This is a genomic window from Chryseobacterium limigenitum (assembly GCF_900114875.1).
In the GTDB taxonomy this organism is placed as follows: domain Bacteria; phylum Bacteroidota; class Bacteroidia; order Flavobacteriales; family Weeksellaceae; genus Chryseobacterium; species Chryseobacterium limigenitum.
Window position 1 is genome coordinate 34,896 of record NZ_FPKW01000015.1, and the last position, 24,259, is coordinate 59,154.

Below are 24,259 nucleotides of genomic sequence, written 5' to 3' on the forward strand. Positions count from 1 at the left end.
GGATGACAAACTTGGCGGATAATTGCAACATCAAAATAAAAAAACCGCAGAAAGCTCTGCGGTTTTTACTATTCAATATATCTTTTAATTATACAAAAGGAGTTTTCACCACTTTTGCAGGGATATTTTTATTTCTTACCTGAATAAAGATTTCAGAACCTAGCTTAAAGTGAGGTTTATCAACATAAGCCAATCCTAAACCTATCTTTTTCATTGGAGACTGAGTTCCGGAAGTTACTTTCCCGATCACGTTTCCTTCAGCATCTACAACAGGGTAGTCATGTCTTGGAACCCCTTTGTCCTGAAGTTCGAAGCCAACTAATTTTCTTGTAACGCCTTCTTCTTTCTGTTTTGCGAAAATATCTTTAGAAACAAAATCTTTATCGAATTTTGTGATCCAGCCTAATCCTGCTTCAATCGGAGAAGTAGTATCATCGATATCCATACCGTAAAGACAGAAACCTTTTTCAAGTCTTAAAGTATCTCTGGCAGCCAATCCGCAAGGAATGATTCCTTCAGGTTCTCCTGCTTTAATGATCTCGTCCCACAATTTTTCAGCGCTTTCATTTTGGAAATAAATCTCAAAACCACCGCTTCCTGTGTACCCAGTGTTAGAAATAATAACATCATTCACACCTGCTACAGATCCAACTGTGAAGTTATAGTAAGGAATCTCAGAAAGGTTTGTATCTGTCAGTTTTTGAAGAATTTCAGTAGCTTTCGGCCCTTGAATTGCCAATAACGACATATCATCAGAAGCATTCGTCAATACAGCATCAAAATTGTTGTATTTTACGATGTGATTCCAGTCTTTTTCAATGTTTGAAGCATTTACAACCACGAAATACTTTTCATCTTCCATTTTGTAAACGATAAGATCATCTACAATTCCTCCGTTTTCATTTGGAAGACAAGAATATTGAGCTTTTCCGTTTTCTAAAGCGTCTACATTGTTAGTTGTAACCAATTGCAGAAGATCTTTAGCTCCGGGACCTTCAACGAAAAATTGTCCCATGTGAGATACGTCGAATAATCCTGCTTTTTCTCTTACCGCAAAATGCTCTTCTGTAACTCCGGAATATTGTACAGGCATTTCAAAACCTGCGAAAGGTACTATTTTCGCTCCTAAAGAAGCGTGTTTGTCGTACAAGGCTGTTTTCTTCATATTTATTTCTATTTCTTTATTTTAAAGCTGTTAAAAGTATCATTGAAAAGGGTCATGTAGTTTCCGTTCCAGTATTTCTGACCGCAGTTGATGGAGACAAGGTATAAATCTTTATCTTTTTGAAAAACTTTTGTGATCCAGAATAATTTTTCTTTTTCATCTAAATATTCATAAAAATATTCTGTATATCCTTTTTTACCGTTCTTACTTTTTATTTTGCTTTCATCATCACTCGATTTGTAAAGAGCAAGGATGAATTTTTTTGTTTCTGTTTTTGGAAGATTCAAATCATGATATTCCGAAATAGTGATCGCGCCAATTTCATTGGTAGGGAAAATATTGACAATATCGCCTTCATTCATGGCTTTCCAGCCGTCAGGAAGATTGATAGAATAATTTGGATTCTCGTAAACCTTAAGTTTTTGGGCAAAAGAAAAAAATCCCAACAGTAATGTTACTATTAATATTGATTTTTTGATCATTTTAAATTGTCTTTATATTCTTCAAGAATGATTTTGAACCATTCTGTGAAATTTTCAGGATTTTCGGCTATTTCTTTGTTGAGATCTTCCAGTGAAATGTATCTCACTTCTTCAACTTCGTTTTTATTTAAATTAAAATCAGCTTCGTAGTTTCCTATAAAAACATGGTCTAATTCATGTTCCCAAAGTCCGCCGCCAACGTCTGCTTTGTAAATAAAATTGAATTTTTCTGAAAGTTCGGTATTTATTCCCAATTCTTCTTTTACCCGGCGTTTTGCTCCATCGAGGTAGGTTTCACCGTTTCTTGGGTGTGAGCATACAGCGTTGGTCCATTGGTTAGGAGAGTGGTATTTTTCTGATGCTCTTTTCTGTAAAAGCATCTCACCTTTGTTATTGAATAAAAAAACGGAAAATGCGCGGTGTAATAAGCCGTTAATGTGAGCCTGCTGCTTTTCCATTAAGCCTAAAACTTCATCCGCCGGATTGACCAAAACTACGAATTCTTCCATTCCTACAAATGTAAGTTTAATAAATGTATTTTGGAAATTTTTGGTGAAACATCATATATCTGTGAGGATAAAATTATTTTTCCAATGCTTTTCCAACCCTGATATATAAAAAGCAGATAATGAAAAAGAATATGGCAATGAATAAAGAATTAATTAAAACTTTTGTCAGCCCCAAAGCGGTTACATCTACAAAAGGATAAGGATAAAATCCTGAAAAACTTCCTCTGATTAAGATAACAATAAAATAAACAATCGGAAATATGGCCCATTTTGATATCTGACTGTATTTTACACGAGCTTTATTTTCAAATAAATACCAGAAAATAATTGTAAGAACAGGCATTACACTGTGAAGTAACTCATCAACAATTCTTTGAAGACCTGTCGGTTGCCAGGTGCCTCTCAGGATGATCTGATAAGTGGCTCCAACAATCGTAATATACACAGTGATTGCCGTTAAATATCCTGAGTTTTTGCCCTCAATTCCGTGTTTTCTGAAAGCTGTACTTGTGAAATAAATGGTAACAATTAAATTAACCAATATTGTAAAATAAGTGAAAAATCTAAAGTTAGTTTCCAGTAAAGAACTTATCCTGTTTTCTATGTGTAAATAATATTGAGCAATTAAAGCAAACCAGCCAATCAGTGCAAAAATTAGGGCGATATTTTTTTTCATAGTTTGTAATTAGTTGATATTAATATAAAACAAAAAAGTCATTTTAAAAGGCTGAAAAATGACTTTATGTTTTGATATGCTGTTATTTAATGTCTTTCCAGATATTTCTGTTAATCGTTTCTATGGTATTTCCTTTGATGAGATATTTGTCTGGACCTTTAATATAACTTGTTGCTCCGTGACTGTATGTCATTAAACTGTAATTTACGGTAACTGTATCTGCATTTTGCTCAAAATTAAGATATTGAAAATCCGAAAAATTGGAAGCCGAATTAGGTGGCTGGAAAAAATCCTGAGCGATTAATTGATCTGCAGCCTTGTTATTTGAAAACCACTTTTTTACCAAATCTTTTTGTGCCTGCGAACCTTGTTTTCCTAAGCCTAAAGCTGTAGTCAGTTCACAGTTTTCGCCTTGACAATTTGATCCTCCGAGTCCGCTGTATAACGCAGCGATGGCTTTTAAAGGCTCAGATAATTTTTGAATTGTAGTTTCATTAATGGTTCCCGGAGTTTCCTTAGATTCGGCTATCAAAATATAGTTTTCAGTTTTAGCGGCTTCTTTAATTTCTTCAGTTGGTGTAGAGTCCTTTGCTGGCGGAGTTACAAGAGTACTGTCTGTGTTTTTTGTAATCGTTTCTTCAGTTTTGTTGTTTTTATTACATGAAAAAAGGAATAATGATAATACTCCGAGGGTTAAAATATTAAATTTCATAATTTATTTTTTGTGATATGATCAATAAAGATACCAAATCAGCCTTAAATTTCAATATAGAAAGCTTACAAATGATATTTTATTCTTTGCTAAAGTTTACCCTATTCTAAAACAGAATATTTTTAATCTCAATTATAAAAACGATAGGGTAAGTCTTTATTTTATTCGGGAAATAATAATTTAAAGAGTGTAATTTTAATTTAAACTAAGTTTAGTAACTCTGTTCGATGTAAAAATCGTAACTTTGCAATTCAAATTTTCATGATGGAATTAGAATATAAAGAGCATTTAAGTCCGATTCTAAAGGACGGGGTAAAAAACTATTTAATAGACATCGACGGAACGATTACGGACGATGTACCAAATGAAGAGCCGGAGAGAATGGTTACTTGTGAGCCTTATCCAGACGCTTTGGAAACAGTGAATAAATGGTACGACGAAGGTCACCAAATCTGTTTTTTCACATCAAGAACAGAAAATCTAAAGCAAATTACCATTGATTGGCTGGATAAGCACGGATTTAAATATCACAGTGTTTTATGCGGAAAACCAAGAGGAGGAAACTATCACTGGATAGACAACCATTTGGTAAGAGCAACAAGATATAAAGGAAAATTCACGGATCTTGTAGAAAAGCAAGTTACGATTGAAGTTTTTAAAGATTAAACGATTAAAGTGGGGGAACCTGCATGATCTTTTAATTTTTAAATCTTTTAGTTTTTAAATAGATAAAGAATATTTATGAAAGTTTTAGCAAACGATGGGTTGGATCAGTCTGGGATTGATGCATTGACTGAGAAAGGTTTTGAAGTGATCACTGCAAAAGTTCCGCAGGAGTTTTTGGTAGATTATATCAACGAGCACAAAATCCGTACTTTATTGGTGCGTAGTGCAACGCAGGTAAGAAAAGATATTATTGATAATTGTCCGTCGCTTGGCATCATCGGTAGAGGTGGGGTAGGAATGGATAATATTGATGTAGATTATGCAAGAGAAAAAGGAATTCATGTGATCAATACGCCTTCTGCTTCTTCAGAATCGGTTGCTGAATTGGTTTTTGCTCACTTATTTTCGGGAGCAAGATTTTTGCAGGATTCTAACAGAAAAATGCCTTTAGTTGGAGATACAGAATTTGCTGGGCTTAAGAAAGCTTATGCCGCAGGTATTGAATTAAGAGGAAATACCATCGGAATTGTTGGGATGGGAAGAATCGGGCAAGAGGTTGCAAGAATTGCTCTAGGTCTTGGAATGAGAGTGGTTGCAGCTGACAGCAATGTTGGAAGAGCAAGTATCAAAGTAAAGTTCTACAACAACCAATTCATTAATGTAGATATTGAAACAGAGCCTTTGCAGGAAGTTTTGAAGCATTCAGACTTCATCACGCTTCACGTTCCGGCTCAGAAAGACGGTTATATGATCGGTAAAAATGAATTTGAGATCATGAAGGACGGTGTTGCTATCGTAAACTGCTCAAGAGGTGGTGTGATCGATGAGTCTGCTTTGATCGAAGCTCTAGATTCAGGAAAAGTAAGGTTTGCAGGTCTTGATGTTTTCATCAATGAGCCAACACCTTCTAAAGAGATTCTGAATCATTCTAAAATCTCTTTGACACCTCACACGGGGGCGTCTACTTTGGAAGCTCAGGACAGAATTGGTCTTTCTTTGGCAGAACAAATTTCAAGTATTTTACAGATTCAGTAATCTGATGATTATAAAGAATAGAAAAACACCTCGATTTGAGGTGTTTTTTGTTTTATAGATTGTTTTTACTTTTAAGCAAATCTCTGATTTCCATTAATAATTTTTGGTCTTCAGTAGGACCGGCAGGAGCAGCTTCGTCTTTTTTAACAATTTTATTGGCGCCTTTAATAATCCAGAAAAGTACCATTGCAATACATAAGAAACTAATTATAGCAGAAATGAAATTACCATAAGTAACCCCGTTCCAGGATAGTTTCGAAATGTTTTCTGCACCCGCAGCTTTAAGAGCAGGATTTAATAATAAAGGAGTAATAACATCTTCTACCAGAGACGAAACGATTTTCCCAAAAGCTCCACCAATGATAACACCGACAGCCAGATCAAGTACATTTCCTTTAAAAGCAAATGATTTAAATTCTTTAATAAATCCCATAATTTATATTTTTAAGTATTATAAGCAAAAGTAGGAATTTATGTTATAAAATTTTTTATGATTTAAAGTTTTTTATTCAAAAAAAAAATTGGATTAATTTTTTAAGCAATTTAATTTCGTATTAGGTTTATTTGTTGATTAATTTTAAATATTAAGAGAAAATTCTTTGTAAATTGCTGTTAACACTAGTATGTATAATAAAAATAATAACAATTATGAAAATTTTCACAGCGGAGCAGATACGTAAATGTGACGAATTTACAATTTCTGATGAACCTGTTTCGTCAATTCAATTAATGGAAAGGGTAGCACAAAGCTGTGTAGACTGGATCTATGAAAACTGCAAAAACCACAGAAATTTTACCCTATTTTGTGGAAGTGGAAATAATGGAGGAGATGGTTTTGCCATCGCGAAAATGCTCTATTTGAAGGGTTTTGATGTTGATGTTTTTGTAGATCCAAAAGCAAAATATTCCAGCGATGCTAATGTAAATTTCAGAGAATTAAAAGAAGTTTCGGGAGTACTTATTAAGAATTTTAAGGATGTTGAAAGCTATCGTTTTGACAGCAGAACGGTAATTATTGATGCTCTTTTCGGAACCGGACTATCAAGGGAACTGGATAAAGATTATAAGCAACTTGTCAATGATCTGAACTCTAAAAATAATGTCAGAATTTCAATTGATATTCCGTCAGGATTGTTTACAGATGTTATTTCTGATGATAATTCTACTATTTTTAAAGCAGATTATACATTAAGCTTTCAATTTTGGAAAAAGAGTTTCCTGCATCCTGAAACAGGAAAATATACAGGAAAAGTCGTTATTTTAGATATAAATTTAAGTGAAGAATATATTTCAAATACAGCGACAACAGATTTTGTTATTGATGATAAAATTGTAGAAAATATTTTCAAGCCCAGAAACGAGTTTTCTCATAAAGGAACTTACGGTAAAGTAACGATTGCTGCCGGAAGTTATGGCAAGGTCGGAGCGGCTGTTCTGGCTACGAAATCAGCTTTAAGAACCGGTGCAGGGCTAACTTTTACACTAGCTCCGAAATGTGGATATGAAATTCTCCAAACTTCTTGTCCGGAAGCCATGTTTATACAAGGTGGTGAAAATTATATTGATCAGTTTGATATTGATGAAACTTCAGTTTGTGGAATTGGTCCAGGATTAGGAACAGATTCTGAAACAGAAAAATCTCTATTAGAATTTTTAAAACAACATCCAAAACCATTATTACTGGATGCCGATGCTTTAAATATTATTTCTAAAGATCAAAAAAACTTACAATTAATTCCAAAAAAATCAATTATAACTCCGCACCCAAAAGAGTTTGAAAGATTATTTGGAGTAACAAAAAATTCCTTCGAAAGAATAGAATTAGCCCGAAAAAAAGCTAATGAACTTCAAATTTATATTGTCCTGAAAGATCATCATACCCAGATTATTACTCCTGAAGGAAATGTTTTTTATAATATTACAGGAAATTCTGGTTTGGCAAAAGGCGGAAGCGGAGATATTCTTACGGGTGTCATAACTTCTTTTCTTGCTCAGGGATATTCTGAAGAAAATGCTGCTGTTTTCGGTGTCTGGTTTCATGGAAAAGCCGCTGAATGTGCTGCTGAAAAATATTCTAAAGAATCTATGCTTCCAACGGATGCTATTAATGAATTCGGAAATGTTTTCGAAGAACTCAATAAAAATACTTCGATAAAATTATAACATCAATAAAAAAGGCAAATTCGCATGATGCAAATTTGCCTTTTTCAATATGATAAAGTAAGCTTATTCCGGTTTCCCGTTTTCTGCTTCCGTGATTTTGAATTTCTTAGAATAGATCATAATCACAAATCCTGCGATCATAAAAGGAATTGAAAGGATTTGCCCTGTATTTAATCCTCCAAATTGAATAAATTCATCTCCTTGTGGCTCTTTTAAGAATTCTACAAAGAATCTGATTGCCCAAAGAATGATAAAGAACAGTCCGAATAACCATCCCTGTTGGTATTTTTTGTTGGTTCTTGTGTATAAGATCCATAATAAAACGAATAAACAAACATACCCGATCGCTTCAAATAACTGTGTAGGATAACGTGGAATTGTTACGCCGTACTCACTGCTTTGCTGAGGGAAAAATATAGCGAATGGTGAGCTGGGATCAACCGGCTTTCCTATAATTTCAGAATTGAAAAAGTTGCCCATTCTTACAAAAGCACCTCCTAAAGCAACTACGATTCCTATCCTGTCATATACCCAGAACGGATTTTTCTTGATGATTTTAAATGAATAATAAAGCGTTGTAAAGATCAAAGCGATTGTAGCTCCGTGACTTGCCAATCCTGAAAATCCTGTGAATTTTAATCCGTTTTTAGTACTGATCGGTAAAAATACACTCCAGAAATCTTCTTTAAATAATTCAGGCTGGTAAAAAATAACGTGTCCTAATCTTGCTCCCAAAATAGTTCCGATCAACGTCCAAGTGAAAAGAGGTTCCAGATATTTTATGTTTACATTATCGATCTTGAAAATTTTAGCCATTAAAACATAACCTAATCCAAAAGCGAAAATAAACATTAAGCTATAGAAATGTAGTGTAATCGGTCCTAATTGAATTCCCTTTGAAGGATCCCAGATTTTAAATGGAGTTTCCAATTCTACCTTATCAGAAGCTGTAATTGGCTTGTTAGCTTTTACAGCATATTTAAATGTAGTGATATTGTCCTGCGTAACTCCCGTTTCGATTAATTTAAAGTTCTTATCAAAAAACTGGTATTGATTATCCTTAAATCTTGCTAAAGTTTGTGCACTGAAATTATAATATGAAGGCTCAAAATTGGATTCATTTAGAATTACCAGAACATTCTTATCTATTTTTTGGTCAGAAAATCCGCTCAGATCTCCGGCTTCAGTTGTTGCGTAAATTTTTACGGGTATTTCCGTTGAATTTACCTTTAAAGTTCCATCTGATAAACTGCCCTGATAATCCTGTGCAAAAAGACTTTGCGTAATAAAGGCTAATAATACAAGGTAAATTCTGAAAAAAATATTACTCATTTCTATTTTTTTTAATAGTTTGTTCGTTGATTTTATTTTTTTGGTGGAACAGGATCATATCCGCTTCCTCCCCAAGGATGACATTTTGAAATTCTCTTCAATCCCAACCAAAAACCTTTAAAAATACCATGAACCTGCAACGATTTCACCATGTAATGTGAACATGTAGGCTCGTAACGGCAGTTTTTTGGAAGTAAAGGCGAGATGAACCATTGGTAAAATTTTATTAAAACTACCAAAGGAAATGTGATGATTTTATTGAATGTAAGTTTCAAAGCAATGCAAAAATAGGGTAAAAAAATTAAAATTAGTTTAAATTTGTTATAAGTTTCGGGGCGTAAATAGTTGTTTCATCGGATAAATTCCGCCGTTTGTCAATTTTGTATATTTACATACTCAAAATTGAAATATTTATAGAAGTTTTGTCATTTTTATATTAAAAATTTTCACTTTAAATCAAATCAAAAATCTTGAATCAAAATATTCCATTAGCTGAAAAATTAAGACCTAAAACCTTAGATGAAGTTCTTGGGCAGGAGCATCTTACGGGAGAAAAAGGAACCATCAGAAAAATGCTGGAAAACGACGCTTTGAATTCTCTTATTTTCTGGGGCCCTCCCGGAACCGGAAAAACAACTTTGGCTGAAATTATTTCTGAACAATCGGGAAGGAAATTTTATAAGCTTTCCGCGGTTTCATCTGGTGTGAAAGATGTTCGGGATATTATTGATGAAGCAAAAAATCAGAATTTGTTTTCCGGAAAGTCACCAATCTTATTTATTGATGAAATTCACCGTTTTAATAAATCTCAGCAGGATTCGCTTCTTCATGCGGTTGAAAAAGGCTGGATTGTTTTAATTGGCGCAACTACGGAAAATCCAAGTTTTGAAGTTGTTTCTGCATTGCTTTCTAGAAGTCAGGTTTATGTTTTGAAGGCTTTGAGCTATGAAAAACTGGAAGAATTGATTGATATTTCTTCTGAAAGATTTAATAAGGAAGAAAATACAGATTTTAAAATCTTAGAAAAAGAAGCTCTCATTCAATATTCGGGAGGTGATGCCAGAAAACTGATTAATTCTGTGGAGCTTGTTTTAAATCAATATAAAAATTCTGACACCAACGAAATCATTAATTCTGATGTTCTTGAAGTTCTTCAGGAAACAATGGCTTTGTATGATAAAAATGGTGAACAGCATTATGATATTATCTCGGCTTTCATTAAATCAATGCGCGGAAGTGATCCTAATGGTGCAGTTTACTGGCTCGCAAGAATGATCGCAGGAGGAGAAGATATTAAATTTATTGCCAGAAGAATGTTGATTTTGGCGGCTGAAGATATTGGTTTGGCTAATCCGACTGCTTTAATGATCGCTAATAATTGCTTTCAGGCGATCAACGTGATCGGTAATCCGGAAGCTAGAATTATTTTGAGTGAAACAGCAATTTATCTGGCGGTTTCCCCGAAAAGTAACTCAGCATATATGGCTATTAATGATGCTTTGGCGTTGGTGAAGCAAACCGGAAATCTTCCTGTTCCTCTACATCTAAGAAATGCACCGACAAAGCTGATGAAAGACATGGATTACGGCAAAGAATATAAATATGCCCATTCTTATGAGGGCAATTTTGTGGATCAGGATTTTCTGCCACAGGAAATCAGAAGTTTAAAACTGTACAAACCCGGAAATAATGCTACCGAAAAGAAAATCTATGATGAACTCAAGAAAAAATGGAACGATAAATACTAAAAAAGGATACTCACTGAGTATCCTTTTGTATTGTGAATAATAAAATTATTTCGCTTTAGTTGTAAAAGTTAAGAATTTTTTACCGTTCTCTTCTTTGATCTGTTTGTTATTCAGAATTTCTGCGTAAACCTTGGTTTCAGGATTTTTAAACTCATAACCATCGATGAAAACCGGTGTGTCTTTTGGAAGGCTGTCCATTTCATTGATTTGAGCCACAGTAAGTCTGTCTAAGCCTTCGTAACCTTTGATAAACTTATATTCTACAAGTCCGTTATCTGCAAGATCAGCATATTTTTTAAGGTTTTGTGGTAATGCAGCCTTTGTTCTTGGAATGCCTTTACCTTGAAGCATATTGCCTTTAGTCGCGAACATATCTACAGATCCTACAATATCATTGGCAATTGCAAATTTTGTAGATGTATTTTTCTGAGCAAATAAACTTGCTGAAGCAAATATTAATAAAGAGTAGAGTAATTTTTTCATAGTTTATGGAATATGTAACTGTTAAAAACTTGATAAATATAAGTATTTTTTATAAAATGTGAATGGATTTTTGGTTTAAATTAAAAATTAGCCATCAATAAGGTCTTTTATTGTAATTCTGGATTGTCATTTTCAATCGTCTCATCTTTTTTATCAACGAGATTTTTAATGATATTTTTTAATCGCTGAAACATAAATGAACTCAGTAATAAAATGATACCCAAAATAATAAATGCAACGATTCTTGATATATTATCCATCTGCCAGACGTCGTAAGCGTAAAGTTTTAAAATCATCAGGCCAAGAAGCGCAAAGCCAACTTTGTTGAGTTCTGAAATGTTCTTCTTTAAACCGAAATAAATAAAAATAGTTGAAAGAATTGCCCAAATTATTGGTAAATATAAAATGCTGAAGTGTTTTTCAAGCTTCCGGACTGTCAAAATGTCAGTCGTATTAGCCAGAATATATAAATGATAAAGCTCACAACTGATTATGGTAACAAATGTGATGGATGCAAACCAATATGCAATTTCTTTTTTGAAAAAATCTGATTCCGGTAATATTTTCCAAAGTGTATAAATAAATGGAATCAAGTAGAGCAGGTGTACAGCGTAAAAATTAATATCGATTTTTTTTACTAAAATTGAGGTCACAATTCCTGATGCCGAAAATGAAACATTCAACATTAATAGGAACAAAAAGATATAGATCAATCCGGTTTCAAAATCTTTATTGATGTCTAATTTTTTGCGGAACAATAAAATGATGAAAAGGTAATAAACACTGAATAACAGTCCGATACTGAAAATAAACGACCATGGTTTTTCCGAAATATGATAAATGATTTCCAGTAATAGGGCAATGTAGATTACTCCAAAGCTTAAAATTTTAAAGGTATATTCAAAAAAACTGTTGTCCTGTTTTTGAGTTTCCGGAAGTTTTTTCAGTAAAATCAAGTTTGAAAGAGTTGTGATTACGGTAACAGAACTTGTTAAAAATACAGGATTAAAGACAATGTTGAGATTCTTCGCAGTATAATATTCTGCCCAAGTCACCATTTGAGTGACAATGACCAAGGGGAACAAAACATAAAAGCAAAGTTTAAAAATATTGAGATTGGTTTTCTTCCAGATAAATAAAAGCAATGTTGCTTCAATGGCCCAAACAGTGGTGATTAAATGGGTCTTAAATTGTAACGCAAACGCAATAGTAACAAGGCTTACCGTAATTCCTGTAAAAACAGAATAGCTGATTCCAAAGTCTTTTTTATTATATTCTCTAAACAGTAATAGGCTGTTAATTAAAGCAAAAATAATAGGAAATATAATGACCGGCTCATATTCTAATTCATTGAAAATATAGATGATGCCAATAATACTTGAGAAATTAATCGACACAAGCATTAAGATATCATAAGTAGAAAGTAAATTATTCTTGATGTAACTCTGTAAAGCAAATGCGTAGAAGACAATATAAGTAATAATGTAAAAGTAGATGCTTAAAATTTCCGGTTTTTCTACAGTCCAGTAAAAAAGATAAATATTAGTAAAAACAAAGGCTATCCAACCCACACTTTTCCATTGTTTTAGAAATGCTATTGCGAGCATTCCGATATTTAAAACCATTATGTAAGTAAACAGAAAAGGGTAGTTGCTTTGTCCTGTACTAATCATTAGCGGCGCTAAAAATCCGCCAAATAAAGAGAAAATAATTAACGTTTCACTCTTGTAGTAATAGGATAGGAGTATGGAAATCAGTGTGATAATGCAAGTTATGACAAAGGAGAGATTCTGAGTAAACAAATGATATTCCCTAAAAGCAATAGTAGTTGTAAAATATAAAATTGCAATTCCGCCGCCCGTAATGATTGATGAAAATACGGCATAATTTTTCCTTAAAAAATGGGCAGTCAGTATGATTCCGCCACCGATTAGGAAACCAATTCCTGCTCTTGAAGTTTCTCCGATCCAGTTTTTATCAATCGCGTACTTTACAAAATAACCGATACCCAGAACTAAAGTGAAAATTCCTATGATTGTTAATAAGTTTTGTTTCAAAAAATCAAAAATCGGAGTAACCCAATCTTTTTTCGGAGGAGTTTCTTCAGAAGCGGAAAGCTGTTGTTTTATTGGCTGGACTTGCTGAATATCTTCATCTAAAGTAAATTTTACTTCAGAATTTATTTTTTCTTCCCTAATTTCAGTTAATTGTACACTTTTAGTTGCGTTTTTTCTTAACTCAGAAATTTCATCTTCAAGATGGCTAATCTTTTTGTTAAGTGTGTAATATGCAAAAATTAAAGCGATAATTAATATGATGATCAGGGAGTTTTCCATTAGTTGTTTTATTTATCAAATATAGAAAATTCGGTAAGGTTACAAAGAATTAATCCATCACATAAAACATGCGATGGATTAATTATATAGAGTGATTAAAGTAAAAGTAATTTTCTAGTTCGATACTTTGTAAATATAGAAAGAACCTGTGCTAGAGCCTAATAATCCAGCATCAAGCACTGAAGATCCTGTAAGTCCAAAGGTGATCTTATCTCCAGATTGTAGAGTGTAAAGAGAGTTTAGACTTGTTTCTGAGATCGTTAAGCTTAATAAAAGAAGATTAGCCCCACTGAATGCTCTGCTGTCAATAAGAGTTGCAACGCCAGCACGTGTTCTTAGAATTCCTACTCCTGGTGAGTTTGATAAAACGGCAGCCTGAAGTCCTGTTCCGTATCGGAAAGAAAATCCAATTGCATAAACTCCACTTGTAGGAACGGTATAACTATTATCCGTATCGGAAAATAAAGATGTACTTCCTAAAGTTCTTTCTGCCTGTAAAAAATCTACGGCTCTAAATCCCGTTGGAAAAAGCCCTAAACTTAACAAAGTAATACCTGTTGTTTTCTTAGCAGAGTATACACTTGTATTTGCATTTGCTGTATTGATGGCATTTACAGCCGCATCAACAATAAGTTGAGGATTTACCTGGGCAACCATAAAGTCACCGCCACTATTTTGGTTTACCGCCAGAATCTGGTATCCTGGAAGAGCGGGAGCAATAGGAGTACTCCTAATTTTCATTGTTCCGTTGACATCTAGCATCGCTAAAGGAGTTGAAGTTCCTATTCCGACTTGCGAAAAAGTATTAATAGCAATTAAGGATAAAATTGCACTACAAACTTTAGTTTTCATGTTAAAAAAATTAATTAGTTATGGTCAAATCAGTTAGTTTTCAGAACTTTTTAAAGCAAAAATCATGCCCGTGTGATTAACTTTATTTTAACATTAATTCAAAATTTATAAAATATTTTTAACTATATATTTGATATGTGTTTAAAATTTATATATAATTTAGTTATTAGTATGAATATGAAATATCGAATAAAGCTTTTAGGTTAAAAAAAATCAATTAATAAGTCACTATTCGGTTAATTATTTTAATTGAAAAAAAAATAATACTGTCATAAAATGTGACAGTATTACTGATAAATAAGAAAATTTGTGACTTTAGCTTTCCAGGAGAAATTCATTATAATTCCCCAAAAAATCTACATTTGCATTGATTGATTTTAATTCTTCTAAAGCGTTTTCATGTAAAACGGCATCCCATTTTCCTGCAACATTAATGAAGAAAAAATAATTTCCAAGACCTGTTTTTAAAGTTCTGGACTCTATTTTGCTTAAGTTCATCTTTCTCCATGCAAAGACAGATAATACCTGATGCAAGCCTCCTGCATGATCTTCCGGCAAGGTAATCAGTAATCCTGATTTTTCGCCAATAACTTCAAGCTGATCATTATTGTAAATATTCTGTTCTTTTGATATAATAATAAAACGGGTATGATTCTGTTCAAAATCCTGAATATTCCTGTTAATGATTTTCAACCCATACAAATTGGCAGCAAACTGATTGGCAACTGCTGCTCTTTTAAGCTCGGGATGCTCAGAAATATATTTTGCAGCCGCCGCGGTTGAAGAGAAATCCTGTCTCTGCACCTCTTTATAATTCGTATCCAAAAAATGAAAACTCTGAGCCAAGGCCTGAGGATGAGAATAGATTTTCTCGATATCATTAGCGTTATTGTCAGGGTGAATCATCAGGTGGTGGGCAATTGGCATCACCGCTTCGGCCTCAATTTTTATCGAAGAAGTTTTATATAAATAATCCAACGTCATTGAAACTGTACCCTCAATTGAATTTTCTAACGGAACCACCGCTTTATCTACTTCACCTTTCTCAACCGCATTGAAACAGTCTAAAATATTAGCCTGTGGTAAAAGTTCTTCATTTGGAAATAATTGAGCAGTTGCAAGCTGCGTAAAACTTGCGTGAGGACCCAAAAATGCAATCTTCATCATATTTTTTATATTAAATTCTATATTTTTTTTGAATCAAAGTTCAAATATGGCAATAAAAATTTAAACTCAGGTTATTTAACTAAACACTAAACACTAAACCCTAAACCCTAAACCCTAAGACTTCCAATTTTCTTCAATAAGTTTCATAAGAGCATCGGGGCACTTAATAATTTTATTCATTTTTGCGTCTAAAAAGAATAAAGTGGTGGACGCTTCGGTAATTTTAATATGCTCTGCATTGTAAATTTCGTAAAAAAATTCAATTTTCACCCCCGGAATTTTTTTTATGAAGGTATGAATTTCTAATTCCTGGTCATACAAAGCAGGCTTCAGATACTTAATTTTATACTCTGAAACGGGCAGCCAAATTCCCTGGTTTTCAATCTCATCATATGACATTCCTATGCTTCGGAAAAGTTCAACTCTGCCAATTTCAAAGTATTCTGCGTAGTTGCCGTAATAGACGTATTTCATTGGGTCTGTTTCTCCGTAACGTACTCGTATTGTGTGTGTTGTGTGTATCATTTTTAATGCTTAATTATACATACAAATATATTTTTAAATAATCAATACCTCCAAAATTTTTTTATCAGATAAAAAATTCGACCTTTGTCTTCCTCCTAAAAAAAGTACTAACCAAGAATTAATCGGGGCATAAAAATGGATGACAATTTAATGATGATATGGCAGAGGTGCCTTCAGTTTATGCGTGACAATCTTAACGCAGCTGAAGATAGTTCTGATCTAAAAAAACTTGAGAAATCTTTCGACTTATTATTTGATAAGGTGCAGCCAATTTCATTGGTTGACAATAACCTTACATTGATGGTTCCGAGTGATTTTTACAAGGAATATATTGAGGATAATTACCTGTCCTTACTTTCTGCTGCCCTGAAAAAAAATATAGGTAAAGGAGTAAAATTATGGTATTCTGTAATGGAAAATAAGCCAAATGGTTTAGAAAAACCCGTTACAATGAACATGAAAGGGAAAAGTGTTCCCACTCCGAAAATGCAGGAAACAATGCCTCAGGGTTTTTCTTCGAATATTGTAAACCCTTTCGTGGTTCCTGGAATCAAGAAAATAAACATTGATTCTAATTTAAAATCTGATTTTTCTTTCGATAATTATGTTGAAGGAGAAAGCAACAAATTTGCTGCAACAGTAGCAAGATCTATCGCAAAAAGACCTGGTGCAACGGCTTTCAACCCTTTGTTTTTATACGGAGGTTATGGAGTAGGAAAGACGCACTTAGGACAGGCGGTTGGTCTTGAAGTTAAAAGCCAGTTTCCTGATAAAGTCGTTCTTTATTTGTCTTCTGAAAAATTCATTCAACAGTTTATTTCAGCAGCAAAAGCGCACAAACAGACGGAATTTGCAAACTTTTACCAGATGGTGGATGTTCTGATTATTGATGATATTCAGTTCCTTTCCGGGAAATCTGCTACTCAGGACAGTTTCTTCCATATTTTTGACTATTTGCATCAAAATGGAAAACAGATTATCCTTACTTCTGATAAGGCTCCTGTTGATATTATGGATATTCAGGACAGAATTGTTTCCCGTTTCAAATGGGGACTTTCTGCAGAGATAAAATCTCCTGATTTACAGACGCGTAAGAAAATTATTGTTGATAAATTAAGCAGAGACGGGATCGTTCTTACAGAAGATATGTTGGATTTCCTTGCTGCTGAAGCTAAAACAAACGTACGAGAGCTTATTGGAGTTATCAATTCTGTAATTGCTTATTCCACGATTTACAAATCTGAGTTAAGCCTTGAATTATTAAAAGATACGATCAATAAGATTGCTGCAAACCAGAAAAAAATCATCAATATTCCTTATATTCAGGATGTTGTATGTGATTATTTCGGAATTAAGAGAGAGCAGCTTTTATCTAAAACAAGAAAAAGAGAGATCGCTCTTCCAAGACAATTGGCGATGTATTTTGCTAAAGAGCTTACCAACGCAACATTCACTAAAATTGGTGAAGAAATGGGCGGAAAAGACCACTCTACAGTAATGTATGCCTGTGATACGATCAAAGATGTTTCTAAGATCGACAAGGAAGTTAAAAAATATGTTAAGGATCTTGCGGAAAGAATAAAACATTAATATTTTTAATTAAAATAAAGAAAATGAAGAATAATTTTTATTCTTCATTTTTTATTTAGTTTTGTCAGAATAAAATATTGTAAGCATTAAATTTTTCAATCTTTTAAATTCAATAGCATGAAAATACTGATGGTCTGTCTGGGAAATATTTGCAGAAGTCCTTTAGCAGAAGGAATTATGAAAGCAAAGCTTCCTGAAAATTTCTTTGTAGATTCGGCAGGCACAATTTCAATGCACGAAGGTGAACATCCTGATGAAAGAGCTGTGAAAACGGCATCTAATCATGGAATTGATATTTCAAAACAAAAATCAAGACCTATTGTAAGCTCAGATTTTGAAACCTTTGATAGGATCTATTGTATGGATCATCGGGTGTATGAAGATGTGATTTCAAAAGCTAAAAATGATGAACAGCGTCAAAAAATTTCATTATTTTTAGAAAATGCAGAAAATCTTAAAAATTCTGAAGTTCCCGATCCGTATTGGGGCGATATGAATGATTTTGAAAATGTTTTCCAATTGCTTGATAAAGGTTGCGATGCAATTCTCAATCAACTAAAAACAAACAACTAGCAACAAACGTATAATTAATAACTTATAATTCTAATAAAAATGCTTTTTTTACTCCCGGCTTATTTATCTGAAAATACTTCTATTACTCACTTTTCGCCCGTATTGAAAGATTATATCATGCAGACGGACTATTTCTTTGTAGAGAACGAGAAGACTGCAAGAAAGGTTGTGAAATTTTTTGCACCTGAAAAAAAGCAGTCAGATTTAAAACTATTTTTATTAGATAAATACACCGAAAATAAAGATATCAAAGAAGCTCAGGAGTTAATGTTGAAAGGTCAGGATTTCGGTCTGCTTTCCGAAGCAGGACTCCCATGCATTGCTGATCCCGGAAACCTGATCGTAAAATGGTGTCACGAAAAAAACATTCGTGTTGTCCCAATTTCAGGGCCTTCATCTATTATTTTGGCTTTAATTTCAAGTGGTTTTAATGGTCAGGAATTTAGCTTTAATGGATATTTACCAATAGAAAAAGGGGAAAAGAAAAAGCAAATTTTACAGTTGGAAGGCTTGGTTCAGAGAACTGGATATTCTCAAATATTTATGGAAACGCCTTACAGAAACAATGCTCTTTTTGAAGATCTAACTAAATTTCTTTCTCCTAATACAAAGCTTTGTATTGCAGCTAATATCAACGATCCTGAACATGAATTTATCAAAACCAAAACCATTAAAGAATGGCAGAAACAAAAACCTGAACTTCATAAAATTCCGGCTGTTTTTGTTTTAGGTAAATAACTTTAACATGCGTTAACGTAAGCTTTGCATCATTCTTGTGTATTAAACAGCATAACATCAAAAAATTAAATTATGTCTGAAAAAAAATTAGCAGGACTTTGGATCGACAGCGAGAAAGCTGTAGTTGTTAAAAATCATGATGCTCAAAATGCATTTAAGTTTTTTCTTTGCAGTCCGGTAAAAGCAGAAGTTCAACATGGAAATTCAAGCGAAAATGCAGGAAACAATGCTGAAAGAACGAATAAAGTGAAATTCTTTAAAGAAGTGGAGCACTTATTGACAAATTCTCAGGAAGTTTATATTACAGGTCCCGGAAAGATTCAGGAAGAGTTAAAGCATTATCTTCATGATACAGCTCAGTTCAAAAATCTGGATATTACATTAGATACTGCACAGCAGATGTCTGATGAACAGGTTTTGGAAACAGTGAAAAATCACTTTAATGCTTAAGTTTTAAGCTAAAAAATACAATCCGAATATTAATCAATATTCGGATTTTTCTTTATTTTTTTCTTCTTGCTTTCCATCTTCTCCAAAGTAAAATAATTAATGGAATTAATAAAAAGAATGGCCAAAAAGAAATAATTCCGAGAACAAAGCTCACAAAACTATTCCAGCCTTCGGTAATTGAATCTCCGAAACGGCTTCCAAAACCGATTTTTGAAGTGGCTGAACTTCTCACTTTTTCTTTATATAAACTTAAATTTAATGTGCTGTAATTCACTCTGTCATCGATGAAACGAAGTCTGCCTTCCGAAACATCAATTTCATCTTCCAGTTCACGTATATTTTCCTGAATTTCAAGAATATCCTTAGTCGTGGCTGCGCTTTTAAGCATGTCTCTATATTTTTCAAGATAGATTTTCTTATTTGCTAATTTTATAGAAACGTCTGTATATTCTTCAGTGACATCGTCGGATGAAATATTTTTAGACAAAACAGAACCCATTCCATCAGAAAATGAATTGATCAATGCATCAAAATTCTTATGCGGAACACGGATAACTAAATTTAAATTTTCATCAGTATCTGTGTTTCGAAATTCTTCTTTTTGAATGTAAGCTTGGTTCTTATTCAAAATTTCAGACGTCTGATTCTGAGCTTTTTTAATATCCCCAACCTGAATTCTTAAATTACCATTTTTAATGATTTTCTTTGAAATTGTGTCAGTTTTATGAGTTGAAATTGGTTCGTTTTCAGAAACTGCTTTTTCAGAAATAGAACTTGGAGGAGTAGGAGCTTTATTAGTATATTCTTCCGAAATTTCTTTATCACTGTCATGAGGAACCGAAATCATCATGGCTTTTGGCGATTCATCGGCAAGCATTTCATTTTTTTTGCAATGAATAAGAAGAAGGCAAAATAAAGGGATAAGTAATTTTCTCATGAATAAGTTTTGATAAATTCTTATCAAAAACTATGCTTAAAATTGTAATTTGATGTGAAATTTTTAATAATTGATATGAATTGATGAAAATGTTTTGGTTGTGAAGGTTTTTATTTGTTTAAGTCATTAGAAAATCAAATTATTTTATATTTTTATTGAATGAAAAAGAGTCTTTTAGCATTTGTATTTTCTCCATTTTTAATGTACGCTCAGGAAGTTCCAAAACTTACCGATGAAATGGCGATGAAATTGGCAGATAAACCCATCCATTGCATCAATCAGGAGTACCCGAATAAAACGGCACATATTATCAATAATGAAAAAGAAGTTCCTTTAACTCCAAAAGATCTGCACCCCAGCTTTTATGGCTGTTTTGATTGGCATAGCTCTGTTCATGGACATTGGATGTTGGTTAGATTACTGAAAACGAAACCTAATTTAGCGAATGCAAAAGAGATTGAAAAGATTCTTGACAACTCATTTCAAAAAGAAAATCTCCAGACAGAAGCAGATTATTTTACAAAATATGAGTTAACTGCAACATTTGAAAGAACTTATGGCTGGGCTTGGGTGCTAAAACTTGATGAAGAATTAGCGACTTGGGATAATCCTAAAGCTAAAATCTGGCATCAGAATTTGAAACCTTTAACGGATAAGATTTTAAATTCGTGGAAGACTTATTTACCTAAACAAACGTATCCGAACAGAACGGGAGTTCATCCGAATACCGCTTTTGCAATGGTTTTTGCACTCGATTGGGCAAGAGCAACCGGTGATAAAGCTTTTGAAGCCCAATTAATAGAAAGGGCGAAATATTTTTACTTAAATAATACCAAAACACCTGCTTATTTAGAACCCGACGGCTCAGATTTCTTCTCTCCAAGTTTAGAAATTGCGGATTTGATGAGAAGAGTTCTTCCTCAAAAAGAATTTGTAAATTGGTTAGATAACTTCTATGAAAAACGAAGCTTAGAGAATATCGAAAAAATTCCTGTTGTAAGCGATTTGTCTGATTATCAAACGGTTCATTTGGTTGGTTTGTCCTTTACAAAAGCATGGTGTATGAAAGGGATTGCAAAATCTCTTCCCGATCATCATCCATTAAAAAAGGAATTCCAAAAAACGGCAAATGTATTTTTAAACAACGGACTTCCACTTCTTTTCCAGGGAAATTATGGTGGTGATCATTGGCTGTCTAGTTTTGCAGTATATGCTTTGGAAGATTAAAAAGGTCGTGAGGTCGGAAATTTTTTACACGGGATAAACTTCACTCTTCCGGCATCCAGCTTTCAATCTAGAAAAAAGGGTATTTAATACTTGATTCCCAGTTTTTTAAGAACAAAACTTAAAAGCCAGATTGGTCCTACTAAAAGAAATTGTAAATCTTTTAAGAAAGATGGTTTTTTACCCTCAATTTTATGGCCTACAAACTGTAAAATCCAAGTGACGATGAAAACAGCAAGATAAACAATCCAAGAATTTTCTTTAAAACGAATATTAATTCCGTAGGCGAAACGTTCCATTAAGGTCATTACAAAAAGCATAATCAGACCAATTAAAAAAGAAAGTCTCATGTAAAATATGGTTACTAAAAGCATTGCAAAAAGACTTACATAACTGATACAGCCAATATATCTGAAGCAAATTGACATTGAGGGGATAAGAGAAATAAATCCTAAAATCGTCCAGAAAATAAGAGGAACGCAGATCCAGTGAATCAGCTTATTGGTTGAATTTTTATGGCTTTCGGCATATTCAGCAAATAGTAAATCAATCTTTCTCATAGCAGGAATTTGGAAAATACTAAATTAATAAAATTTTGTAATCGCAGAGCATATTGCTTACATTTGTGTTATGTCTGTCTTAGAAAAGTTTGGAGTAGAGATTTTTACACAACATAATATTTTCGAAAGGATCTCTGCCGATAAGCCTTTTCGACCAGATAACCCTGCTTTTATTTTCATTAAATCAGGAACAATAAAGCTCAAACAGCATTTTCGTGATTTGGAGCTTTCTGAGAATATGTTTATGGTAACAGACCCACAAACAATTTATGAAATGGTTTCTGTAAGCGATGATTTCCAGTCGAGAATGGTTTCTTATAAAAGGGATTTTATTTCAGCTTTATCATTGAAATTCAATAGATTAATTACGTATCGCTACTTTAGACAACAGATGAATATTGGCGTTCCTTTTCTGCAAGACGAAATGGATGTTGTTTGGAAAAGTGTCAATTTTTTAAAATACATTCTGGATTCTCCTACCGAAATGACCTATAAAAAAGAAATGGTAGAACATTTGTTTTCAGTGTTTTGCTATCAAATGGCGGGAATTATTTCTAAAGAAGATAATAATTCAATGAGTCAGATGTCGAGACAGGAGGAGATCGTTTTTAATTTTCTGACAGATCTTGCGGAACATCATCTCACAGAGCGATCGGTTGAGTTCTACGCCGAACGACAATCGATTACAACGAGACATCTTTCTTCGGTAGTGAAGATGATAACAGGGAAGTCGGCAAGCCAGATTATAGCCGTGATTGTAATGAATGAAGCCAAAGTGCTTTTAAACTCCTCTAAAAAGCCTGTTTCAGAGATTTCATCGATCTTGGGATTTAGTGATCAGTACTCATTTTCTCACTTTTTTAAGAAGCATTTGGAGGTGAGTCCGAGCCAATATCGAAATCAGTTCGAAACGTAAAATATTACATTTGAACATCTTTTTCCAATTCTCAAACATTTGTTTGACTTCATAACCACCGTAACTTTGTACTCGTAAAACAAGGTAAAATGGTTAAGAATATAAAAACAGCACTATCACTCGTGATAGCATTATTTCCTGCGCTGTTTTTTTCACAAGAAATTAAACAGCTGACAGCGAATGAAGTCGCCGAACTGGCGGTACAAAATCATCAGCAATTAAAAATTTCGGCGCAGAATATCGACATTGCAAAGCAAAATACGAATGTTACAAAATTGCAGAAGTTGCCCACAATTACAGCTTCTACAAGTCAGTTTTATTTGGGAAATGTTTTGGCAATCGACAAAGATTTTTCAAACTCTACAAACATTCCAATGCCTCATTATGGGAGTTCTTATGCGGTGCAGGCGACTCAACTGATCTTTAAAGGTGGATTGGTGAATAAGTCTATAGAATTGGCCGGACTTCGTGAGCAATTATCAGAATTAGATTTAGAGAAAAACAAACAGGATGTGAAATTTTTAGTGATCTCTAATTATTTGGATGTCTATAAAATTTTAAATCAAGAATCGGTTTTTCAAAACAACAAAAAACTGGCTCAGGAACGTCTGAAAAACATTCAAAAATTCTATCAACAAGGAATGGTTACCCGAAATGAGGTGATCCGTGGAGAATTGGCGATCAAAAACTTAGATCAGGGAATTTTAACTTTGGCGAACAACAAGAAAATACTTAATTATAATTTAAGTATCGCTTTAGGTTTACCGTCTGATACTGAGATTATTCCGATTGAAAGTTTAACCAACAAAGAATCTGGAATAGGGATGGATTATTATTTTGATTTAGCCCACAACAGCAATCCACAAATGAGATTTGCAAAGACCAATATTGATGTTGCAGATAAAAATATAGAGATCATTAAAACCGATAAAATGCCCACAGTGGCAGGTTTTGGAGGATATACTTTGCAAAGACCGATTACGACGAGAAATCCTGTCTTGGATATGTATTCGGGAGGTTGGCAGACCGGTATTTCTTTGAGTTATAATATTGATAATCTGTATAAAACGAAAGAAAGAGTAAAGCTAGGAGAGTTACAGAAAAATCAGGCTAATGATGCCATAACGTTGGTTCAGCAAAATATTGATATGGGTGTGAATGCTGCGTATGTTAAATATCAGGAATCAATTCAACAGGCTGATATTCTGAATGATGCTAAGTTGTTAGCAGAAGAGAACTACAAAATTACGGAAGCTAAATATCTGAATCAATTGGCTGTACAGGCTGAAATGATTGATGCTCAAAACCAAAAACTACAATCTGAACTGGATTTTGCGAATGCAGAGATCAACGTTTTGTATCAATATTACAATCTTTTGAAATCTACAGGAACACTTTAATCTTTTAAAATTAAAATCAA

Annotated in this window: 26 protein-coding genes; 11 read left to right on the plus strand and 15 right to left on the minus strand. The window is 33.4% G+C overall.

The window, feature by feature from the left end:
• Positions 1-88 precede the first annotated feature (88 nt).
• The 5 genes from gcvT to BT156_RS16070 form a co-directional block, all read right to left on the minus strand.
• Positions 89-1,165, minus strand: a complete 1,077-nt coding sequence (gcvT, locus tag BT156_RS16050) for a glycine cleavage system aminomethyltransferase GcvT (RefSeq protein WP_072411568.1) — start codon at positions 1,163-1,165, stop codon at positions 89-91.
• An 8-nt stretch (positions 1,166-1,173) separates the two neighbouring features.
• Positions 1,174-1,647: a hypothetical protein gene (locus BT156_RS16055; protein ID WP_072411570.1), complete on the minus strand. Its 474-nt coding sequence runs from the start codon at positions 1,645-1,647 to the stop codon at positions 1,174-1,176.
• Positions 1,644-2,156: an isopentenyl-diphosphate Delta-isomerase gene (gene idi / locus BT156_RS16060; RefSeq protein WP_072411572.1), complete on the minus strand. Its 513-nt coding sequence runs from the start codon at positions 2,154-2,156 to the stop codon at positions 1,644-1,646. Before idi ends, BT156_RS16055 begins: the two co-directional genes overlap by 4 nt.
• Positions 2,157-2,229: 73 nt before the next feature.
• Entirely contained in the window at positions 2,230-2,832 is a 603-nt protein-coding gene (locus tag BT156_RS16065; protein WP_072411574.1) for a Pr6Pr family membrane protein, read from the minus strand.
• An 82-nt stretch (positions 2,833-2,914) separates the two neighbouring features.
• Positions 2,915-3,544: a hypothetical protein gene (locus BT156_RS16070; RefSeq protein WP_072411576.1), complete on the minus strand. Its 630-nt coding sequence runs from the start codon at positions 3,542-3,544 to the stop codon at positions 2,915-2,917.
• A gap of 264 nt (positions 3,545-3,808) precedes the next feature.
• Between BT156_RS16070 and BT156_RS16075 the strand changes: the two genes are divergently transcribed.
• On the plus strand, positions 3,809-4,210 hold the full coding sequence (locus tag BT156_RS16075; RefSeq protein WP_066750468.1) for an LNS2 domain-containing protein: 402 nt from the start codon (positions 3,809-3,811) through the stop codon (positions 4,208-4,210).
• 75 nt (positions 4,211-4,285) lie between these two features.
• Positions 4,286-5,245, plus strand: a complete 960-nt coding sequence (locus tag BT156_RS16080; protein ID WP_072411578.1) for a D-2-hydroxyacid dehydrogenase — start codon at positions 4,286-4,288, stop codon at positions 5,243-5,245.
• 52 nt (positions 5,246-5,297) lie between these two features.
• Here BT156_RS16080 and mscL read toward each other — a convergent pair whose 3' ends face one another.
• The gene (mscL, locus tag BT156_RS16085; RefSeq protein WP_072411580.1) at positions 5,298-5,678 is read right to left on the minus strand and encodes a large conductance mechanosensitive channel protein MscL; all 381 of its coding nucleotides are present in this window, start codon (positions 5,676-5,678) and stop codon (positions 5,298-5,300) included.
• 215 nt (positions 5,679-5,893) lie between these two features.
• Here mscL and BT156_RS16090 point away from each other — a divergent pair, with 215 nt between their 5' ends.
• Positions 5,894-7,408 carry a bifunctional ADP-dependent NAD(P)H-hydrate dehydratase/NAD(P)H-hydrate epimerase gene (locus BT156_RS16090; RefSeq protein WP_072411582.1) on the plus strand — a complete coding sequence of 505 codons (1,515 nt, stop codon included), beginning with the start codon at positions 5,894-5,896 and terminating at the stop codon, positions 7,406-7,408.
• 63 nt (positions 7,409-7,471) lie between these two features.
• Here BT156_RS16090 and lgt read toward each other — a convergent pair whose 3' ends face one another.
• Positions 7,472-8,338, minus strand: a complete 867-nt coding sequence (gene lgt / locus BT156_RS16095; RefSeq protein WP_066759410.1) for a prolipoprotein diacylglyceryl transferase — start codon at positions 8,336-8,338, stop codon at positions 7,472-7,474.
• A gap of 434 nt (positions 8,339-8,772) precedes the next feature.
• Positions 8,773-9,015, minus strand: a complete 243-nt coding sequence (gene yidD / locus BT156_RS16100) for a membrane protein insertion efficiency factor YidD (RefSeq protein WP_066750451.1) — start codon at positions 9,013-9,015, stop codon at positions 8,773-8,775.
• A gap of 195 nt (positions 9,016-9,210) precedes the next feature.
• On the opposite strand from yidD, the gene BT156_RS16105 reads away from it, so the two are divergent.
• Positions 9,211-10,488, plus strand: a complete 1,278-nt coding sequence (locus BT156_RS16105) for a replication-associated recombination protein A (RefSeq protein WP_072411584.1) — start codon at positions 9,211-9,213, stop codon at positions 10,486-10,488.
• Between the two features lie 45 nt (positions 10,489-10,533).
• Here BT156_RS16105 and BT156_RS16110 read toward each other — a convergent pair whose 3' ends face one another.
• From BT156_RS16110 to BT156_RS16130, 5 genes are all read right to left on the minus strand, one after another.
• Positions 10,534-10,971 (minus strand): hypothetical protein, encoded by a 438-nt coding sequence (locus BT156_RS16110; protein ID WP_072411586.1) that lies wholly within the window; start codon positions 10,969-10,971, stop codon positions 10,534-10,536.
• Positions 10,972-11,078: 107 nt separating this feature from the next.
• Positions 11,079-13,307, minus strand: coding sequence for a DUF2339 domain-containing protein (locus tag BT156_RS16115; protein ID WP_072411588.1), 2,229 nt, complete (start codon positions 13,305-13,307; stop codon positions 11,079-11,081).
• A gap of 114 nt (positions 13,308-13,421) precedes the next feature.
• Positions 13,422-14,159 carry a hypothetical protein gene (locus tag BT156_RS16120; protein ID WP_072411591.1) on the minus strand — a complete coding sequence of 246 codons (738 nt, stop codon included), beginning with the start codon at positions 14,157-14,159 and terminating at the stop codon, positions 13,422-13,424.
• Between the two features lie 315 nt (positions 14,160-14,474).
• Entirely contained in the window at positions 14,475-15,323 is an 849-nt protein-coding gene (gene pheA, locus BT156_RS16125) for a prephenate dehydratase (RefSeq protein WP_072411655.1), read from the minus strand.
• Positions 15,324-15,440: 117 nt separating this feature from the next.
• Positions 15,441-15,851 (minus strand): acyl-CoA thioesterase, encoded by a 411-nt coding sequence (locus BT156_RS16130; protein ID WP_072411593.1) that lies wholly within the window; start codon positions 15,849-15,851, stop codon positions 15,441-15,443.
• Positions 15,852-15,986: 135 nt separating this feature from the next.
• Between BT156_RS16130 and dnaA the strand changes: the two genes are divergently transcribed.
• From dnaA to BT156_RS16150, 4 genes are all read left to right on the plus strand, one after another.
• Positions 15,987-17,441: a chromosomal replication initiator protein DnaA gene (gene dnaA, locus BT156_RS16135; RefSeq protein ID WP_072411595.1), complete on the plus strand. Its 1,455-nt coding sequence runs from the start codon at positions 15,987-15,989 to the stop codon at positions 17,439-17,441.
• Between the two features lie 117 nt (positions 17,442-17,558).
• A complete protein-coding gene (locus BT156_RS16140; RefSeq protein WP_072411597.1) occupies positions 17,559-18,014 on the plus strand; it encodes a low molecular weight protein-tyrosine-phosphatase in 456 nt (151 codons plus the stop codon).
• A gap of 39 nt (positions 18,015-18,053) precedes the next feature.
• Positions 18,054-18,752 carry an SAM-dependent methyltransferase gene (locus BT156_RS16145; protein WP_066750425.1) on the plus strand — a complete coding sequence of 233 codons (699 nt, stop codon included), beginning with the start codon at positions 18,054-18,056 and terminating at the stop codon, positions 18,750-18,752.
• Positions 18,753-18,824: 72 nt separating this feature from the next.
• Positions 18,825-19,202: a hypothetical protein gene (locus BT156_RS16150; protein WP_072411599.1), complete on the plus strand. Its 378-nt coding sequence runs from the start codon at positions 18,825-18,827 to the stop codon at positions 19,200-19,202.
• Positions 19,203-19,254: 52 nt separating this feature from the next.
• Here BT156_RS16150 and BT156_RS16155 read toward each other — a convergent pair whose 3' ends face one another.
• Positions 19,255-20,139 carry a DUF4349 domain-containing protein gene (locus BT156_RS16155; protein WP_072411601.1) on the minus strand — a complete coding sequence of 295 codons (885 nt, stop codon included), beginning with the start codon at positions 20,137-20,139 and terminating at the stop codon, positions 19,255-19,257.
• Between the two features lie 159 nt (positions 20,140-20,298).
• Here BT156_RS16155 and BT156_RS16160 point away from each other — a divergent pair, with 159 nt between their 5' ends.
• On the plus strand, positions 20,299-21,366 hold the full coding sequence (locus BT156_RS16160; protein ID WP_072411603.1) for a DUF2891 domain-containing protein: 1,068 nt from the start codon (positions 20,299-20,301) through the stop codon (positions 21,364-21,366).
• Positions 21,367-21,449: 83 nt separating this feature from the next.
• Here the strand turns inward: BT156_RS16160 and BT156_RS16165 are convergent, their stop codons facing one another.
• Entirely contained in the window at positions 21,450-21,923 is a 474-nt protein-coding gene (locus tag BT156_RS16165) for an Mpo1 family 2-hydroxy fatty acid dioxygenase (RefSeq protein ID WP_072411605.1), read from the minus strand.
• A 70-nt stretch (positions 21,924-21,993) separates the two neighbouring features.
• On the opposite strand from BT156_RS16165, the gene BT156_RS16170 reads away from it, so the two are divergent.
• Together BT156_RS16170 and BT156_RS16175 are read left to right on the plus strand one after the other, a co-directional pair.
• The gene (locus BT156_RS16170; RefSeq protein WP_072411607.1) at positions 21,994-22,839 is read left to right on the plus strand and encodes a helix-turn-helix domain-containing protein; all 846 of its coding nucleotides are present in this window, start codon (positions 21,994-21,996) and stop codon (positions 22,837-22,839) included.
• An 89-nt stretch (positions 22,840-22,928) separates the two neighbouring features.
• Positions 22,929-24,239, plus strand: a complete 1,311-nt coding sequence (locus tag BT156_RS16175; RefSeq protein WP_072411609.1) for a TolC family protein — start codon at positions 22,929-22,931, stop codon at positions 24,237-24,239.
• Positions 24,240-24,259 lie beyond the last annotated feature (20 nt).

Coding starts and splice junctions, on each gene's coding strand:
- BT156_RS16160 (WP_072411603.1), top strand. CDS start 20,299: ATGAAAAAGAGTCTTTTAGCATTTGTATTTTCTCCATTTTTAATGTAC.
- mscL (WP_072411580.1), bottom strand. CDS start 5,678: ATGGGATTTATTAAAGAATTTAAATCATTTGCTTTTAAAGGAAATGTA.
- BT156_RS16080 (WP_072411578.1), top strand. CDS start 4,286: ATGAAAGTTTTAGCAAACGATGGGTTGGATCAGTCTGGGATTGATGCA.
- BT156_RS16175 (WP_072411609.1), top strand. CDS start 22,929: ATGGTTAAGAATATAAAAACAGCACTATCACTCGTGATAGCATTATTT.
- BT156_RS16140 (WP_072411597.1), top strand. CDS start 17,559: ATGAAAATACTGATGGTCTGTCTGGGAAATATTTGCAGAAGTCCTTTA.
- BT156_RS16165 (WP_072411605.1), bottom strand. CDS start 21,923: ATGAGAAAGATTGATTTACTATTTGCTGAATATGCCGAAAGCCATAAA.
- BT156_RS16070 (WP_072411576.1), bottom strand. CDS start 3,544: ATGAAATTTAATATTTTAACCCTCGGAGTATTATCATTATTCCTTTTT.
- BT156_RS16075 (WP_066750468.1), top strand. CDS start 3,809: ATGGAATTAGAATATAAAGAGCATTTAAGTCCGATTCTAAAGGACGGG.
- dnaA (WP_072411595.1), top strand. CDS start 15,987: ATGGATGACAATTTAATGATGATATGGCAGAGGTGCCTTCAGTTTATG.
- BT156_RS16155 (WP_072411601.1), bottom strand. CDS start 20,139: ATGAGAAAATTACTTATCCCTTTATTTTGCCTTCTTCTTATTCATTGC.
- BT156_RS16090 (WP_072411582.1), top strand. CDS start 5,894: ATGAAAATTTTCACAGCGGAGCAGATACGTAAATGTGACGAATTTACA.
- BT156_RS16170 (WP_072411607.1), top strand. CDS start 21,994: ATGTCTGTCTTAGAAAAGTTTGGAGTAGAGATTTTTACACAACATAAT.
- BT156_RS16115 (WP_072411588.1), bottom strand. CDS start 13,307: ATGGAAAACTCCCTGATCATCATATTAATTATCGCTTTAATTTTTGCA.
- BT156_RS16150 (WP_072411599.1), top strand. CDS start 18,825: ATGTCTGAAAAAAAATTAGCAGGACTTTGGATCGACAGCGAGAAAGCT.
- gcvT (WP_072411568.1), bottom strand. CDS start 1,165: ATGAAGAAAACAGCCTTGTACGACAAACACGCTTCTTTAGGAGCGAAA.
- BT156_RS16110 (WP_072411586.1), bottom strand. CDS start 10,971: ATGAAAAAATTACTCTACTCTTTATTAATATTTGCTTCAGCAAGTTTA.
- BT156_RS16130 (WP_072411593.1), bottom strand. CDS start 15,851: ATGATACACACAACACACACAATACGAGTACGTTACGGAGAAACAGAC.
- idi (WP_072411572.1), bottom strand. CDS start 2,156: ATGGAAGAATTCGTAGTTTTGGTCAATCCGGCGGATGAAGTTTTAGGC.
- BT156_RS16145 (WP_066750425.1), top strand. CDS start 18,054: ATGCTTTTTTTACTCCCGGCTTATTTATCTGAAAATACTTCTATTACT.
- pheA (WP_072411655.1), bottom strand. CDS start 15,323: ATGAAGATTGCATTTTTGGGTCCTCACGCAAGTTTTACGCAGCTTGCA.
- BT156_RS16120 (WP_072411591.1), bottom strand. CDS start 14,159: ATGAAAACTAAAGTTTGTAGTGCAATTTTATCCTTAATTGCTATTAAT.
- BT156_RS16055 (WP_072411570.1), bottom strand. CDS start 1,647: ATGATCAAAAAATCAATATTAATAGTAACATTACTGTTGGGATTTTTT.
- BT156_RS16065 (WP_072411574.1), bottom strand. CDS start 2,832: ATGAAAAAAAATATCGCCCTAATTTTTGCACTGATTGGCTGGTTTGCT.